The following is a 16091-nucleotide window of genomic DNA, read 5'->3' on the forward strand; positions in this document are numbered from 1 at the left end:
AGTTAAGGGTGGTGTTTGATTAATAGTTGAGTTTAATTAATTGAATTTATTCGGTTAAAATATTTTCGCTACCAATTGTTACTTTGCGTTACGTAAATGGTGAGCAAAGAGTGTTATGTTCAAGCTATAGCTAACCTTGTCGAGACTTCAGGGTGAAGAAATCAACAAATAGTGCTACGCAATAATTCATACACAAACGGTATTTATAGTAGGTAGTAAGCGTAGCAGCATTTTAGAAAAGGCATGTGTTTTATGGCTTCGATTACATCACTTGGTATTGGCTCTGGATTGGATCTCACCGGCTTGTTAGATAAACTTCGTGAAGCAGAGCAGCAAAAGCTAGTGCCAATTCGACAGCAGGTTGAATCTGAGCAAGCAAAAATATCTGCATTTGGGCAATTGAAAGGTGGACTATCGCAGTTGCAAACAGCGGCTTCAGCACTTAATAACGCTGATCTTTATGAAAGCTTAACCACCTCTGTTGAGGGAGATGGAGTTCGTGCGGTTACCAGTGATGATGCCCAGCCTGGCCAATATGAGGTTGCCGTAGAGCAGCTAGCCACAGCAGGCAGCCTTGCAACTGAACGCTTAGCAGCGCCAGATGAAGCGATTATCGACGGTGATACTGAACTGGCATTTGCATTTTCAGATAGTGATATGAGCCTCATCACTATTGCAGATGGGAGTTCTCTCGAAAATATTCGTGATGCGATTAACACTGAAAGTGATGGTCGCTTGAATGCCTCTATTATCAACGATGGCGAAGGGTATCGGTTGTCGGTTAATGCAACAGAAACAGGGGCGAATGCCAGTATTCAAAGCACCAATTTTAGCGATATTTTAGCCGATGATGTTGCCACCAGTGATTCTCAGGTAGTGCAAGAAGGCTTAGATGCGCTCGTTAACGTGAATGGTATCGATATTGTCAGCTCGTCGAACCAGATAGAAGAAGCCATCCAAGGAGTAACATTAAATCTAAATGAAGCGAATACATCCAATACCATTACCGTCGCCCAGGACAGCCAGGCCATTAATGAAGAAGTGAAGGCTTTTGTTGAGGCGTTTAATACGCTGAAAGGCACCATCGGTGATTTGACAGCCTTTGATGCCGCAAGTGGCCAAGCGGGCCAACTTAATGGCGATAGTGCTACTCGTGCTGTTGAATCTACGCTACGTAGTGTACTTAGCGGCATGGTGGATGGGGAGGGTTTACGAGTTCTCTCTGATGTGGGTATTTCTCTACAAGTAGATGGGACTTTGGAACTTGATGAAAGCGTGTTAAACAGCGCAATTGCCAATCAGCCTGATGCTTTGGCGAATTTCTTTGCAGGGCCTGATAGCAAAAGCGGTATGGCGGGGCAGGTTAATGAGGCTATTGGACAGATGTTGAATGATTCAGGAGCCGTGCAAAACGCTATCAGTGGGTCAGAGCGTCGAGTTGAGTCTTTTGATGATCGACTCTCCCGCACTGAGGTTCGTATTGAAGAGACGGTGGAGCGGTATCGTACTCAGTTCGCTCAATTGGATACGATGATGTCCCAAATGAACTCCACCAGTAATTATTTGACACAGCAGCTGGCAGGCTTGAATCAGCAGCAAACACAAAGCTAATAAAAACAAAACCATACAGTTGGCTTAGCGTTTAAAAGAAGCCAAGTTTCACTAACTTGGCTTTTTTTATGTCTGATAGGGAGGGCGGATGCAGACTCTGAGTGCAACACACTCATTGGATGGTTGATGGGCTTTCATGGTACTTGGCCATCAGCTCGCTCATCACTTCTATCGGACATTTAAATCCAAAGCGTTTTCGAGGTCGCATATTCAGCTCAAAGGCAATGGCGTCCAGCTCTTCCTGGCTATGTACTGAAAGGTCCGTTCCTTTCGGTAAATATTGACGGATAAGGCCATTGATATTCTCATTGGCCCCACGTTGCCAGGGGCTATGGGGATCGCAAAAGTAAATCGCAACGCCGGTTTCTTGAGTGATTTTTGCATGTTGTGCCATTTCACGCCCCTGATCATAGGTCATGCTTTTTCGAGCGGTGGTCGGCATTCGATTCAGAGCAGCACTAAAGCCTGCTACGGCGGAGGTGGCGGTGGCGTCGTCCATTTTTGCGAGGATCAGATAGCCACTACTAAGCTCTACCAAGGTGCCTACCGCGGACGCGTTATTCTTACCTTTGATCAGATCGCCTTCCCAGTGGCCGGGCATTTCACGCTTACTGACCTCGGGCGGACGTAAGTGAATGCTGACCATGTCAGGGATCTGGCCACGTCGATCCACTTCGCCACGGCGAGGCTTGCGTGTGGTTTTACCTTGTCGCAAGCAGTGAATCAGTTCCTTGCGAAGGTGGCCAACAGGCAAGGCATAAATGGCCGTGTAGATGGTCTCTCGGCAGACGTAGGCATCGCGCAAATCAGGTAGTTTCATCGTCTTGAGCTTGCCGCTAATTTGTTCGGGAGACAAGCGTCGCCGCAACATATGCACGATGAGATCAAACCGCTCGGTGCCTGGCAAAAGCTTACGCGCAGGACGACAGACCTCTCGACGCTTTTCTCGCTGACGTTGGGCGTACCGGGCGCAGTAACCGTTCTGGGCCATTTGGTTACGGCGTATTTCACGAGAGATGGTTGAAGGAGCTCGCCCCAGGAGCTGGGCAATATGCCGAAGGCTCATCCCTTGGGCTTGACCCACTTGGATGCTGGCACGTTCTTCAATACTGAGTTCGAGGTAAGACATGGGACAACACCTTAGCGAAATGCTCAGGTGTTGCACTCAGTTTCTGCGGCCAAGGAGAATAAGCGCTAAAGTTGCTGCCTTTTTTGCCGATATGCTCAATACAAGCATCATTAACTAAATATACAAGGAACTGAGCCAATGGCTACGATCACCTCTCTTGGCGTTGGATCAGGGCTGGATCTTACTGGCCTATTGGAACAGCTACGCGGCGCAGAGCGCCAAAAGTTGGTACCAATCACTCAGCAAAAAACGCAGCAAGAAGCAAAGATATCCGGGTACGGTCAGTTGAAAAGTGCGATGTCTCAGTTTCAGACCTCGGTCAACAAGCTGAACGATCCCAAGCTTTATCAAAGTTTGTCTACCGAAATACGTGGCGGCACCGCTATAAAGGCAACAGCTAGTAGTGAGGCAACTGCAGGGCGTTATGATGTGGAGGTAACACAGCTTGCCCGTGCAGGTAGCTTAGCCACTAATAGCATTCAAGGGGATGATGCGCTTACTCAGGGCCTAACAGAGGCCGGTGCAAGCCTGACATTAACCTTCGGAAAAGATGCTGATAATAATGACATTACGCGAACTATCGCGCTGACGGAAGGTAGTTCTCTCGAAGATATCCGCGACCAGATTAACGATTTTGATTTTGAAGAGGGTCCAAAAGTTAATGCTTCTATCGTCAACGATGGTAGCGGGTATCGGCTGGCGCTTAACTCCGCGAAGACCGGAGAAGAAGGGTCTATCAATGGTATGGCCTTCTCGGGGCTGGCGGGTGGAGTCGTACTTGCCTCTGATGCGAACACAGCTTACGAAGGTCGTAACGCCAATTTGAAAGTAAACGGGATTGCAATTACCAGTGAAACTAATAGCGTCCAAGGTGCCATCGCTGGTGTGACACTAAATGTAGAAAAGGTGACCGAAGCGGATAGCCCGAATACCGTAGTCGTCGCGCGAAACACGTTGGCTGTGCGTGAAGCCGTCGAAGGCTTTGTAAAAGGTTATAATGATCTGAAAGCCAAAATCGGTGAGCTAACGGCTTTCAATGGCGGTGGCGATGCAGCAGGCGATTTGATTGGTGATCGTGCAGTGCGTTCTATTGAATCCCAGTTGCGCTCTGCGCTGGTAGGTAATGTGCCCGGCGGTGATATCTCTCGCCTATCCGACATCGGTATTGAGCTTAAAAAAGATGGCACCCTTGAGCTTGATTCAACCAAAATGAGTGATGCTGTGGCGAACAATCAAGATGCCGTGGCGGCATTTTTTGCCAGCGACAGTGATGACGCTGGTATGGGGGGGCAGGTAAGTGCGGTATTGGATAGGGTGCTAAGCGAAAATGGCGCATTGGGCAGTGCCCAGCGTAGTGCGGAGGGGCGAGTGGAGTCGTTGGATAGCCGCTTTGAGCGAATGGAAACGTCTATTGAGCGCACGGTTGAGCGCTATCGTAAGCAGTTTACTCAGTTAGATATGATGATGTCGCAAATGAACTCCACCAGCGGCTATTTGTTCCAGCAGCTGGATATGATGAATTCGCAAATGGCAAATCGTAGATAGCGTCTTTCGAGTTCAGTTTTCTTTTAGCCCCAGCCCGAAAGGTTGGGGTTTTTTAATGGCGCCGAAGTGGCCAGTATGAATGAAATTAGCGACAGGCTGTGCTATTGAAAGGGGCAAGTAGTGGCAGACGTTAGTGGTTGATACTTTTTTACAAAAAAGAGCGTAAAAAATTCAAGTATTTCCCCTAGCTGCCGTTAATTAATATAACGGCAGTAAGCCGTAAGGCAGGCCGATCAGGCCAGTAACTATATGTAGGAGAAGCACATGTCTGTTATCAATACCAACATCACCGCGTTGATTGGCCAAAACAACCTGAAAGGCGCACAAAGCTCGCTACAGCAAGCACAAGAGCGCCTTTCTTCAGGTCTGCGTATCAACAGTGCTGCTGACGATGCCGCTGGCCAGGCTATTGCTAACCGCATGACCAGCACAGTGACTGGTCTGAACCAAGCATCACGTAATGCTAACGACGGTATTTCGCTGGCACAGACAGCTGAAGGCGCGCTGGATCAAGTTAACGACAACTTGCAGCGTATTCGTGAGTTGACGGTTCAGGCGCAGAATGACACCAACACTGCCCAAGACATCGACTCTATCCAGGAAGAAGTTAACGAGCGTCTAGCTGAAATTGATCGTGTTACTGAACAAACTCAGTTTAACGGGCGCGATTTGTTTGATGCATCTGCCTCAGGTACTAGCTTTTCTATTCAAGTTGGCGCTAAAGACGGCGAAACTATTTCAATTAGCATTGGCGGAGCGAGTGGTGCCGGCGATTCTACTGCTGCTGGTGGCTGGAACATGCTCTCCGCGTTGGCCGCAGGCACGCAGGGTAATCTCGCAACTGGCGATACCCGCGGCGTTAGCGCTGCTGGTTTTGATGTTCTGCAAGCCAATTCTTTGGCGATTCTGGACGAGCGCTTATCAACTGTTGATAAAGAACGTAGCAATTTGGGTGCCATGCAGAACCGCTTTGAAACTGCGCTAGACAACATCCAGACGACTTCTACGAACTTACAGGCAGCTCGTTCACGTATTGAAGATGCTGACTACGCGGTTGAGGTTTCCAACCTGACTCGCGCGCAGATTCTCGAACAGGCAGGTACCTCTATCCTTGCCCAGGCGAACCAGAGCCCGCAGAGCGTTCTTTCTCTGCTCCAGTAAGCCAAATTTAGGTTAATGTCATAACGCCCGATAATTAATATTTACGTCGATTATCCGGTAAGCCAATGTTCCGGCATCAGTGCCCACTGATGCCGGAATTTTTATTGGACAATCAAGTTGTTGGGGATGCTGTCGTCTGATCTAAAAGGCCGCAATTAATCTATAAATTTAGGTTTCCTGCAGCTGATATACATGTCGAGGGTAGGTTTACTCCTTGGATACACATAGTTCACAGAAGGGAGATGAGGGTTGGTCTATGTTCGGTCTGTCATGCAAGGAAATGAGATCTAGGTTGAAAATTAAGGCTGGTACATTATTTCTACAAATAAAGAGCGTAAAAATTTAAGTATCTCCTCAGTCTGCCGTTAATTAATACAACGGCAGCAAGCCGTAAGGCAGGCCGATTAGGCCAGTAATCATATGTAGGAGAAGCACATGTCTGTTATTAATACCAACATTACAGCGTTGATTGGCCAAAACAACTTGAAGGGTGCGCAAAGCTCGCTACAGCAAGCACAAGAGCGTCTTTCTTCAGGCCTGCGTATCAACAGCGCTGCTGACGATGCCGCTGGCCAGGCCATTGCCAATCGGATGACCAGCACTGTAACTGGCCTGAACCAAGCTGCTCGTAACTCTAACGACGGTATTTCACTGGCGCAAACCGCTGAAGGTTCACTGGACCAAATCAACGATAACTTACAGCGTATTCGTGAGCTGACCGTTCAAGCACAAAATGATACCAACACCGCGCAGGACATCGACTCCATTCAGGAGGAGGTCAACGAGCGCCTAGCTGAAATTGATCGGGTAACCGAGCAGACTCAGTTTAACGGACGAAATTTGTTTGATGCGGATGCAGATACTACATTCAGTATTCAGGTGGGCGCTAAAGACGGCGAAACTATTTCCATTACGATCGGCAGTGCTGAAGCAGATGGTAGCATTGCGACGGGCGGTGGTTGGAATATGCAAGCGACTGCTGGCGGTGGTTTTGTTGCGGCAGGAACACTTGCAAGCGTTGGTGGCGTAGCACGTTCGGTTGATGCGAATGGTTTTGACGTGATGTCCACCGATGCCGGTGGAGATAGCGACGCGCTGGCAATTTTGGATGCACGTTTGTCAGAAGTTGATAAGCAGCGTAGTAACTTAGGTGCCGTGCAGAACCGTTTTGAAACCGCCCTTGATAATATTCAGACGACTTCTACGAACTTGCAGGCTGCCCGTTCGCGGATCGAGGATGCTGACTATGCCGTTGAAGTCTCCAACCTGACTCGCGCGCAGATTCTTGAACAGGCGGGTACCTCTATCCTGGCCCAGGCGAACCAGAGCCCTCAGAGCGTTCTTTCTTTGCTTCAGTAAGTCAGTTTTAAACCTAAAGAACCCGAGCTTAGGCTCGGGTTTTTATCGTTTGTAGAAAGCATGAAGTGAGTATAGTAGTACGCAACTACTCATAAATTTCGTTCGGGCAAAGCGCACCATGGCTAAGAAAAAAACACGTCAGAAAAAAACTATTTCTCCTCAGTCAATAAAAAACAACAGCCTTGATTTAGGTGTGCCTAAAAAAGAGGTGGGTGCTTTTATGGCGCTCTATAACGCCAAGCAGCTGTCACAAGCTCAACAGGCGGCACAGCGAATGACTGAGAACTACCCTGATAGTGCATTTGCATGGAAAGCGCTCGGTACGACGTTGTTAGAGGCAGGTGATTTTTCGGCCGCTTTGGCTCCTCTATTGAGATCCTACGAGTTTAATGCTGAGGACGCATTAATGCTCACTAGCCTGGCAGCTGTCTACTACCGACAAGGAGAAGCACAGCAAGCAATTAAGCATCAAATGGAAGCCGTAGCACTTCAACCCCAATACGCTCCTGCGCAGTACCGGCTGGCAGAAATGCTACAGAGTTCTGGGCAGCATGCTGCAGCGCTTGAATATGCCCAAAAATCTCTGGAGCTAGGTTATGATGAATTAAAAGCACGCTTACTTATAGGTTCTTTGCAGTACCAGACCAAGTACTTTAGTAGAGCCCTTGAAAATTATCTGCTGTTGGAAAATGAATTTCCCGGAAATCATTCTGTTTATAATAATTTAGGTAATTTATACAAAGATATGGGGGAGTACAAAAGAGCCGAAAGCTACTATCAGAAAGCTTTGGCTAAAAGGCCTGATTTTGTAATGGCTTATTCAAATATTTTCTTTTCTAAACACTATGATCCATCTGTTACTCAAGAAGAAATAATCGATTTTGCGAAAGGTTGGGATGAAAGATTTTCTTTATTTAAGCTTAGTTCTCCTGAGAATGTTAAGAAATTAGATAAGTCACTAAAAGTAGGCTTGATATCCTCCGGGTTTAGAACACACCCAGTTGGTCAAATGATTACTGCCGCCCTGGAGCGAAGTCGGTCTGATATAAATTTTTATGCTTACTCTACCAGTGATATTAATGATCAGTTTACAAAAAAAATTAGTAATGTTTGCAAGCAGTGGCGGCAAGTTCGTCATTTGAGCCAAAAGGCGATAGCTGAGCAAATTCGGAATGATGAAATAGATATCCTTATTGACCTTTCGGGGCATGGTGATGGTAGCTGCTTGCAAGCTATCTCCATGCGGCCAGCACCTTTATGCATTAAGTGGGTAGGTGGGCTGGTAAATACGATGGGTCTAGAGTCTATTGACTATCTACTGTCAGATAGTATCGAAACGCCCGAAGGTGTCGACGATCAATACACAGAGAAATTGATTCGATTGCCGGATGACTATATTTGTTACTCTCCCTGTGAGTATGCACCGAACACAACGTCACTACCTGCACTTAAAAATCGCTATATTACGTTGGGCTGTTTAAATAATGCTGCAAAAATTAGTGCACAGCTTCTCGGAGAGTGGGCTATTTTAATGCACCAACTGCCGAAAAGCCGCCTACTTTTGCGAGGACCTTTGTACGAGAGCCAAGACTATTGCCAGCGTATATGGAATGAAATGGCCCAGCACGGCATAGAGCAGGAGCGCATTTTATTAGAAGGTCCTATCAATCATAAGGACTTTATAGGCACCTACCAGCGTATCGATATTGCGTTAGATACTTGGCCCTATTCTGGTGGTTTAACTACCTGTGAAGCTTTATTAATGGGGGTGCCTGTTGTTACCCTGCCGGGGCCAACTTTTGCCGGTCGCCACAGTGCCACTCACTTAATTAATGCAGGTTTGCAGGAGTTGGTCGCCAATAGCTGGGGTGAGTACCGCCAGCGTGTGATAGAGCTTGCAAATGATTTACCTAACCTTGCGGTTATTCGTGCGGGGCTGCGCACCATTTTGCATTACTCTCCTGTGTGTGATGCACCAAGGTTTGCGAATCATTTTAATAACGCCTTACGCGCTATTTGGGTACGCTATTGCGAAGGTAAAGCGCCCGAAGCGCTAACTTTCAACAAAGAAGGTGAAATGTGGTTTGCTGATGAAGACGCGTTAGTAGAGTTGCCCGAGTGCTCAGGTGAAGAAATATCTGACGTTGATTTTTTTGAATGGCAAATTGATAAACCTATCACCATCATAGATAACGCTGCTGTCCTACCTCGAAACCCTGATTATGCAAAGTGGATGTCGAGCGGACACCTAGCGATTATTAGTTTTGACCCAGCTAGTTTGCTTACTAAAAAAGTGGAAAAGCTTAAAGAATACGGAGAGTTTCATCATTATCCTCACGCCTTATTAGGTGATGGCCAACCTACTACTCTTTACGCCACTTTAGATGCAGAAAAAGGGAGTACGCTGAAGCCTCTAAAAGAAGCTCAACAACTGAAACACTTGCGTGAAAAGCTTAAAGTGTTAGCTGAACTGCCGATTACTACAGTAGCACTAGATAGCATCGAAGGCTTACCCAGCGTAGATATGCTGGTGTTAGATGACCTGCATGATGCTATGAAAGTGCTAGAAAATGGCGAGAGATCGCTAAAAAATACGCTATTAATTCAGGTTAGAGTGGCTTTTCAGCCAAGCTATGAGCACCAGCCGAATTTAGCTGAATTACAGCACTGGATGGCTCGCCATGGTTTTCGTTTTTACTGTTTCAATAACGAGGAATACCAAAGTCATTTCTCGGAAAGCGTGCCAGTGAACCGGCTTCAAGCCACAGAGCTAGTCAATGTTAATGCAATTTTTCTGCCCACCTATAAGCGGGTGGTTGAGTTGAGTGAGAGTCAATGCACTAAACTCGCATATTTGTTGCATTCAATGTACGACATTAAAGACATGACATATGCGTTATTGAAGGCAGTGGATAGTGAAAAGGCAAATAAATATTTAGATAAAGAAGTTTTGAATGAAAAAAAATTGAGAGTACCGTTAAAGCGAGAAGTGATTCACTCTACTTGTCAGCTTGAGAGCAACCAGCGTGAATTTACCTTGTGTGTTGGTGTGCCTGTTTATAATGAAGAGAAATATATTCTAGAAACTATTAGGTCATTGAAAGATCAAGATTTCAAAGATGTTAAGTTCCTGATTTCTGATAACTGCTCAACGGATAGAACGCTGGATATTATTTGCGAAGAAACGGCAGGTGATGAGCGTTTTGAAGTATTTAAACAGCCTGCAAATATCGGCGCGTCGAAAAATTTTGAATTTGTTTTTAAGAATAGTAGATCAAAATATTTTATGTGGTTAGGGGCTCATGATGTTTTGTCAAAATCTTATTTATCACTTGCTGTTGATGAAATAAAGAAACATTCTGACACTTCGATGGTAATGGGGACGCCGGTGGCCATTGATGAAGAATCTAATGTGAAAGGCTTTTTGGAGAACGCTATTTATGACTTTTCACATGATAAAAAAGAAGCGCGTTATCTGAAATCGGTTGCAGAGCTTTCAAACTGTACCGTGTTACACTCGGTCTTCCTTCGAAAAGCTCTAGATAAATTTGAATTCAGAGCTACTATTTCTGCTGATCATGTTTTGATAAGTCATCTATTGTGGTTTGGGGTGCTAAGAAATATAGATGGTGAAAGCTATTTTAGGCGATACTTTCATACAAGGACTGAGAGTCAAGAGGAAAGAATTGCTGGTAATAATGTTAGATTGGATAGGAATGGTTTTATTGAGTATTACCTCGATGATTTAAAAGAGCTTTTAGTTAGCTTAAGTTCTTCTAAGTCTGAAAGAATTATTAAAAAAACAAATGAAATTCTCAATGCTAGGTTTTTCTAGATAGGATAAGTTATATGAAATGCGTCATACTGGCGGGCGGTCTGGGTACTAGAATTTCTGAAGAAACTCACCTGAAGCCAAAGCCGATGATTGAGATCGGAGGTAAACCAATACTCTGGCATATAATGAAGCTTTACTCTTTTTATGGTGTAAATGACTTTATTATTTGTTGCGGTTACAAAGGCTATGTGATTAAAGAATATTTTGCTAACTACTTCTTGCATATGTCTGATGTGACTTTTGATATGTCAAGCAATTCGATGCAGGTACATGAAAAGCATGCAGAGCCATGGCGAGTTACATTGGTCGATACTGGGGAAGAAACTCTGACAGGTGGGCGTCTCAAGCGAGTCGCTAACTATGTCCGCGATGAGTCATCTTTCTGCTTTACCTACGGTGATGGAGTGGCCGATATAGATATCGGTGCTCAGCTTGCTTTTCATCAGCAGCATGGAAAGCTCGCTACTGTAACGGCAGTACAGCCTCCAGGTCGATATGGGGCACTGCTTCGTGACGGAACTGCCGTAAGTGGTTTCCAGGAAAAGCCACCTGGCGATGGCGCATGGATCAATGGTGGCTTTTTTGTCCTAAACCCGCAAGTTCTGGACTTTATTGATGGGGATCAAAGTTCATGGGAAGGCCGTCCATTGGAGAGCATCGCCAATAATGGACAGCTAGAAGCTTTTGAGCATCTTGGATTCTGGCAACCTATGGATACCCTGCGTGAAAAAAATCATCTAGAGCATCTTTGGGATTCAGGACAAGCCCCTTGGAAGTTATGGTCATGAATAAAGCTTCGCTATCGTTTTGGCAGGGTAAGCGAGTATTGGTGACCGGCCACACAGGTTTTAAGGGGTGTTGGTTGTCCCTGTGGTTACAGCGCTTGGGGGCGGAAGTAACAGGAGTTGCTTTGGCGCCCAATACACACCCCAGCTTGTTTATGCTTGCCAAGGTAGATAACAGCTTGAAGAGCTATGAGTGTGATATCCGCGATACATATAAAGTTTCGCGTACCATACACGAAGCTAAACCAGAAATAGTGTTTCACTTGGCTGCTCAATCTTTGGTGCGTGCCAGCTATCGAGATCCTTTGGCTACCTATGCTACTAATGTTCAAGGTACGGCCAATGTGTTGGAGAGCCTGCGAGGGTTGGAACACGCGCGTGTAGTTGTGGCGATTACAACCGATAAGGTATACCGAAATCTCGAACAGCCATATCCGTATCGCGAGACCGATCATCTTGGTGGGCATGATCCCTACAGTGCCAGTAAAGCAGCCGCTGAGTTGGTGGTTGCCAGTTACCGTGATGCTTTCTTGGCGGAGCAAGGGGTTGCTGTGGCGACTGCTCGAGCTGGTAACGTTATTGGCGGCGGAGACTGGGCTGAAGATCGCTTATTGCCTGACGCTGTGCGCGCCTGGAGTACTGAACAGTCTGTGTATATTCGACACCCGGGAGCAGTACGCCCTTGGCAACATGTGCTAGAACCTCTTTTTGCTTATCTGTGCTTGGCAGAACAGCTATATGAGAACCCCAAAAAAGCAGGAGCCTATAACTTTGGTCCTCGCCCTCATGATGCAGCCACAGTGGAAGATGTTATTACACAGGCGTGCAAATCATTCGGGAGTGGTGAGATTGAGTGGGGCGGTGGTCATGCAGGGCCACATGAAGCAAATTGGTTGGCGTTAGAGACTGCCAAGGCGCGGACTGTATTGGGCGTTGAGCCGCATTGGCAGTTGGTGCAATCTGTATCTCGCACAATGAATTGGTATCGACGTCAGCTTGCAGGGGAATCAGCTCAAGCGCTGTGTTTAGAAGATATCACAGCCTACGAGTCACTATAGGAAGCATAATAATGGGCCTACTGACCGTGAGCGATACCCCGTTAAATGGACTGATGCTTGTGCAAAGAGAGCAAGTTGGAGATCACCGTGGTTTTCTTCAGCGACTTTTTTGTGCTGATTTTTTAAAGCAAGCTGGTTGGCATACTCCTATTGCGCAAATCAATCATACTTTTACACGGCACAGAGGCACTGTGCGTGGTCTTCATTTTCAACATGCGCCTTATGCAGAAATGAAGCTGGTGACTTGTTTGAAAGGTGCGGTATGGGATTTGGCAGTAGATTTACGTCCCGGTACCCCTACGTTTCTCCACTGGTACGCGGAAGAGCTGAGCGCAGAGAATCAGCGATCTTTGCTGATACCTGAAGGGTTTGCACATGGTTTCCAAGCCTTAAGTGATGACGTTGAAATGCTCTATTGTCATTCTCAAAGCTACGAACCGACTATGGAAGGAGGATTGCACCCGCAAGACCCCAGCCTAGCGATTACTTGGCCACTCCCCATCAATACATTGTCGGATCGAGATGCTTCTCATAAGCTGATTGATAATAACTTTGCAGGAGTCGTGCTTTGAACTGTCGGCATTGTGCAACACCGTTAAGTCATACGTTTCTTGACTTAGGTTTTGCCCCCCCTTCTAACGCGTATCTTACGGCTGCTGAACTCGCTAAACCGGAAAAGCATTACCCGCTAAGAGTTAAAGTCTGCGATCAATGTTGGTTAGTGCAGACGGAGGATTATGCTCAGGCAAATGAACTCTTCAGCCCTGACTATGCTTACTTTTCGAGCACGTCTAGTGGCTGGTTGGCCCACGCTAAACATTATGTTGAACAGGTATCTAGTGAGCTGAGTCTTAATTCAGATAGCCTAGTTATTGAAGTGGCATCTAATGATGGGTATTTGCTTAAAAACTTTGTTGCCATGGGGATCCCATGCCTTGGTATTGAGCCAACCGACAGCACCGCGACGGCCGCGGAAGCGAAAGGGGTTCCTGTTCTACGTGAGTTCTTTGGCGAAGCGTTGGGTAAGCAACTAGCCCGCGAGGGTAAAAAAGCAGATCTAATTATCGGTAATAATGTTTACGCCCATGTGCCTAATATTAACGACTTTACCCGCGGGCTTAAGGCGGTACTTAAGCCAAGTGGCACGATTACTCTAGAATTTCCCCACCTGATGCGTTTGCTTGAGCACTTCCAGTTCGACACTATCTATCATGAGCACTACTCTTATTTATCGCTCTCCGCGGTAAGTCGTATCTTCCAGTCTGTAGGCCTGCGCATTTGGCAAGTGGAAGAGCTGAATACACATGGAGGAAGTTTGCGTATATTTTGCTGTCATGATGAGGATGATAGGGAAAATTATGAATCAGTTGCGGCAATGCTGCATGTGGAGTATAGCCGCGGCCTGCAACGATTGGGAACCTATCTCGACTTTCAGTCCCGCGCAAATAAAATAAAGGATGATCTGCTATATTTTCTTATTAAGCAAAAGCGTGCAGGAAAAAAAATTGCTGCCTATGGAGCTGCTGCTAAAGGCAATACCTTGCTTAACTACGCTGGAATAAAGCCAGATTTACTTCCATTTGTATGTGATGCAGCGCCTGCCAAACAGGGAAAATTTATGCCAGGAAGCCACATACCCATCTTTTCACCAGATCAGCTTGTGGGTAGCCAGCTAGACTATTTACTGGTCTTGCCCTGGAATATTTTAGAGGAAGTGCAGCAGCAAAATAGTGAGATCCAAGAAAGAGGAACGGCATTTGTTATTGCTGTTCCAGAACTTCGTATTTTTGAGTGAAAAAATGGAAAATATAATTAAGCCACAGATACCTGTTTTCAAGCCCCTGATTGAAGAGAGCGAAATCGCTGCAGCAGTTGAGTCGCTGGAGTTGGGTTGGCTTGGTATGGGTAGCTACGTAAAAGATTTTGAAGCTGAATTAACCCGGGTCTGTGATTTTGCCTCCGGCGAAGACCGCCATGTTGTTGCTGTGAGTACAGGGCATGCAGCACTTCATCTCTCGTTGTTGATGATAGGTGTGGGTTCTGGCGATGAGGTTATTACACCATCATTTAATAATGCTGCTGATTTTCAAGCAATTCGTGCTTGTGGAGCCGAGCCTGTTTTTGTTGATATAAAAGAAGAAACACTTTGCATTGATGTTGATAAGGTGGAGAGCCTGATAACAGATAAGACCAAATGTATTATCTGTATGGATTATGATATTTTTCTTTGCGATCATAATGCATTGCGAAAAATATCAAAAAAATACAACATACCAATTCTCCATGATGCTGCGCACTCTTTTGGCTCTTATTATAAGGGGCGACCAACTGGAAATCAGCATGAATACACTATGTTTAGTTTTGATCCTGTTAAGACAGTAACTTGTATTGATGGTGGGGCTGTTGTCGTTAAAGGGGCGGAAAATGTAAAGCGACTACAGGCAATGCGTTTGATTGGTATGACGCAGTCTGCGGAACAGATGTATACAAATTCAAGAGCATGGACATATGATATTGAAGGGCTAGGGTTTAGGTATCACATGGCTAACTTGCATGCTGCAATAGGCCTTTCCCAAATCTCAAAGCTTGATAAGATACGGAGTACTCGACAAATAGCATGTAAAAAATATTATGATGAACTCTCTTCAATTACGTGGTTAGAAGCCCCTAAGGGTGACTTTGAGGAAGTTAGTCCTTTCCTTTACTATATTAGGGTTCTTAATGGTAATCGTGATGAGCTTCGTGAGCATATGAAGTCACAGGGCGTCGATACAGGCATTCATTGGCAGGCAGGTCATAAATTTACATATTTTAAGGGTTGCCGAAAAGGTGATCTGGATGTAACTGAAAAAATTGTCGATCAAATTTTATCGCTCCCCCTTCATAGTTATATGAGCGAGAAGGACCAAAATCGAATCATTCAATCTATAGCATCTTTCCGTGGTTGAAAATGAAATATCAAGATATCTTTCAAGCGCTTAAAGGGGTTGGTGATATAGACTTATCTTCCCTAGTGTTACCTGTGGCTGAAACAGGCTTCGCATTATATCCGATTAACTGTAATCCTGGTTGTGTCGATAAAGTTGTTGTTAGTATGTTGACAGAGGCTCGAAATAGAAATCGTGATTCATTTTTAACATATTTCGAAGCTACTCCTGAACGGACATTCCAGTGGATTGTAAGTTCCGTTGCCAAGGATAGTACGAGAATCTTGTTTGCACTTAGGGATATTGGAACAAAAGAGCTTTATGGCTACATGGGACTAGCCTATGGTGATGCTAGAGGAACCCGTATTGAAGGGGATGCGATTGTTCGTTTCAGCGACACAGGTCGTCCTGGCTTGATGCGTGCGGCATTTCTCAGCTTAGTTGAGTGGGTAATGGTCGATATAGGTATCAAGGAAGTGTGGGTTAGGGTTCGATCAAGTAATCCAGCTGTTACGTTTTATAATCAGTGTGGTTTTTCAGTAGAGTTTGATGCGCCGCTGTATGAAGTAAACGGATCTCGCGGTGAGCTTGAGGAGCTTAGCGAAACCCCTCTAAAAGACCATGCTATAGTATCAGCTGATTCACTTTTCCATATGAAGTACCACTGTTAAAGTTGATGGG

General features: G+C 45.7%; 12 protein-coding genes. 11 read left to right on the forward strand and 1 reads right to left on the reverse strand.

Annotated elements, in window-relative coordinates; genetic code table 11:
* Nucleotides 1–252: 252 nt before the first annotated feature.
* Nucleotides 253–1611 (forward strand): flagellar filament capping protein FliD, encoded by a 1359-nt coding sequence (fliD, locus tag L1X57_RS08275; RefSeq protein ID WP_009722811.1) that lies wholly within the window; start codon nucleotides 253–255, stop codon nucleotides 1609–1611.
* A 112-nt stretch (nucleotides 1612–1723) separates the two neighbouring features.
* Here fliD (L1X57_RS08275) and L1X57_RS08280 read toward each other — a convergent pair whose 3' ends face one another.
* Nucleotides 1724–2740, reverse strand: a complete 1017-nt coding sequence (locus tag L1X57_RS08280; protein ID WP_234667734.1) for an IS30 family transposase — start codon at nucleotides 2738–2740, stop codon at nucleotides 1724–1726.
* Between the two features lie 138 nt (nucleotides 2741–2878).
* On the opposite strand from L1X57_RS08280, the gene fliD (L1X57_RS08285) reads away from it, so the two are divergent.
* The 10 genes from fliD (L1X57_RS08285) to L1X57_RS08330 all read left to right on the forward strand — a co-directional run bounded on the left by fliD (L1X57_RS08285) (nucleotide 2879) and on the right by L1X57_RS08330 (nucleotide 16081).
* A complete protein-coding gene (fliD, locus tag L1X57_RS08285; RefSeq protein WP_009722809.1) occupies nucleotides 2879–4285 on the forward strand; it encodes a flagellar filament capping protein FliD in 1407 nt (468 codons plus the stop codon).
* Nucleotides 4286–4549: 264 nt separating this feature from the next.
* Nucleotides 4550–5446: a flagellin N-terminal helical domain-containing protein gene (locus tag L1X57_RS08290; protein WP_009722808.1), complete on the forward strand. Its 897-nt coding sequence runs from the start codon at nucleotides 4550–4552 to the stop codon at nucleotides 5444–5446.
* 435 nt (nucleotides 5447–5881) lie between these two features.
* Nucleotides 5882–6805: a flagellin N-terminal helical domain-containing protein gene (locus tag L1X57_RS08295; RefSeq protein WP_009722807.1), complete on the forward strand. Its 924-nt coding sequence runs from the start codon at nucleotides 5882–5884 to the stop codon at nucleotides 6803–6805.
* 118 nt (nucleotides 6806–6923) lie between these two features.
* Nucleotides 6924–10640 carry an O-linked N-acetylglucosamine transferase family protein gene (locus L1X57_RS08300; protein WP_009722806.1) on the forward strand — a complete coding sequence of 1239 codons (3717 nt, stop codon included), beginning with the start codon at nucleotides 6924–6926 and terminating at the stop codon, nucleotides 10638–10640.
* Between the two features lie 14 nt (nucleotides 10641–10654).
* Complete coding sequence (rfbF, locus tag L1X57_RS08305) at nucleotides 10655–11428, forward strand: glucose-1-phosphate cytidylyltransferase (RefSeq protein WP_009722805.1); 774 nt, start codon at nucleotides 10655–10657, stop codon at nucleotides 11426–11428.
* The gene (gene rfbG, locus L1X57_RS08310) at nucleotides 11425–12483 is read left to right on the forward strand and encodes a CDP-glucose 4,6-dehydratase (RefSeq protein WP_009722804.1); all 1059 of its coding nucleotides are present in this window, start codon (nucleotides 11425–11427) and stop codon (nucleotides 12481–12483) included. The genes rfbF and rfbG overlap by 4 nt, the downstream gene beginning before the upstream one ends.
* Before the next feature lie 11 nt (nucleotides 12484–12494).
* The gene (locus L1X57_RS08315) at nucleotides 12495–13055 is read left to right on the forward strand and encodes a dTDP-4-dehydrorhamnose 3,5-epimerase family protein (protein ID WP_009722803.1); all 561 of its coding nucleotides are present in this window, start codon (nucleotides 12495–12497) and stop codon (nucleotides 13053–13055) included.
* Nucleotides 13052–14278 (forward strand): class I SAM-dependent methyltransferase, encoded by a 1227-nt coding sequence (locus L1X57_RS08320; RefSeq protein ID WP_009722802.1) that lies wholly within the window; start codon nucleotides 13052–13054, stop codon nucleotides 14276–14278. Before L1X57_RS08315 ends, L1X57_RS08320 begins: the two co-directional genes overlap by 4 nt.
* The gene (locus L1X57_RS08325; protein ID WP_221927883.1) at nucleotides 14241–15431 is read left to right on the forward strand and encodes a DegT/DnrJ/EryC1/StrS family aminotransferase; all 1191 of its coding nucleotides are present in this window, start codon (nucleotides 14241–14243) and stop codon (nucleotides 15429–15431) included. The genes L1X57_RS08320 and L1X57_RS08325 overlap by 38 nt, the downstream gene beginning before the upstream one ends.
* 2 nt (nucleotides 15432–15433) lie before the next feature.
* Nucleotides 15434–16081 (forward strand): GNAT family N-acetyltransferase, encoded by a 648-nt coding sequence (locus tag L1X57_RS08330; RefSeq protein ID WP_009722800.1) that lies wholly within the window; start codon nucleotides 15434–15436, stop codon nucleotides 16079–16081.
* Nucleotides 16082–16091 lie beyond the last annotated feature (10 nt).

Source organism: Halomonas sp. TD01, from assembly GCF_923868895.1.
GTDB lineage: Bacteria > Pseudomonadota > Gammaproteobacteria > Pseudomonadales > Halomonadaceae > Vreelandella.

Excerpts from the sequence above, each read along its gene's own strand:
- fliD (WP_009722811.1), top strand. The coding sequence starts at position 253 with ATGGCTTCGATTACATCACTTGGTATTGGCTCTGGATTGGATCTCACC.
- L1X57_RS08280 (WP_234667734.1), bottom strand. The coding sequence starts at position 2,740 with ATGTCTTACCTCGAACTCAGTATTGAAGAACGTGCCAGCATCCAAGTG.
- fliD (WP_009722809.1), top strand. The coding sequence starts at position 2,879 with ATGGCTACGATCACCTCTCTTGGCGTTGGATCAGGGCTGGATCTTACT.
- L1X57_RS08290 (WP_009722808.1), top strand. The coding sequence starts at position 4,550 with ATGTCTGTTATCAATACCAACATCACCGCGTTGATTGGCCAAAACAAC.
- L1X57_RS08295 (WP_009722807.1), top strand. The coding sequence starts at position 5,882 with ATGTCTGTTATTAATACCAACATTACAGCGTTGATTGGCCAAAACAAC.
- L1X57_RS08300 (WP_009722806.1), top strand. The coding sequence starts at position 6,924 with ATGGCTAAGAAAAAAACACGTCAGAAAAAAACTATTTCTCCTCAGTCA.
- rfbF (WP_009722805.1), top strand. The coding sequence starts at position 10,655 with ATGAAATGCGTCATACTGGCGGGCGGTCTGGGTACTAGAATTTCTGAA.
- rfbG (WP_009722804.1), top strand. The coding sequence starts at position 11,425 with ATGAATAAAGCTTCGCTATCGTTTTGGCAGGGTAAGCGAGTATTGGTG.
- L1X57_RS08315 (WP_009722803.1), top strand. The coding sequence starts at position 12,495 with ATGGGCCTACTGACCGTGAGCGATACCCCGTTAAATGGACTGATGCTT.
- L1X57_RS08330 (WP_009722800.1), top strand. The coding sequence starts at position 15,434 with ATGAAATATCAAGATATCTTTCAAGCGCTTAAAGGGGTTGGTGATATA.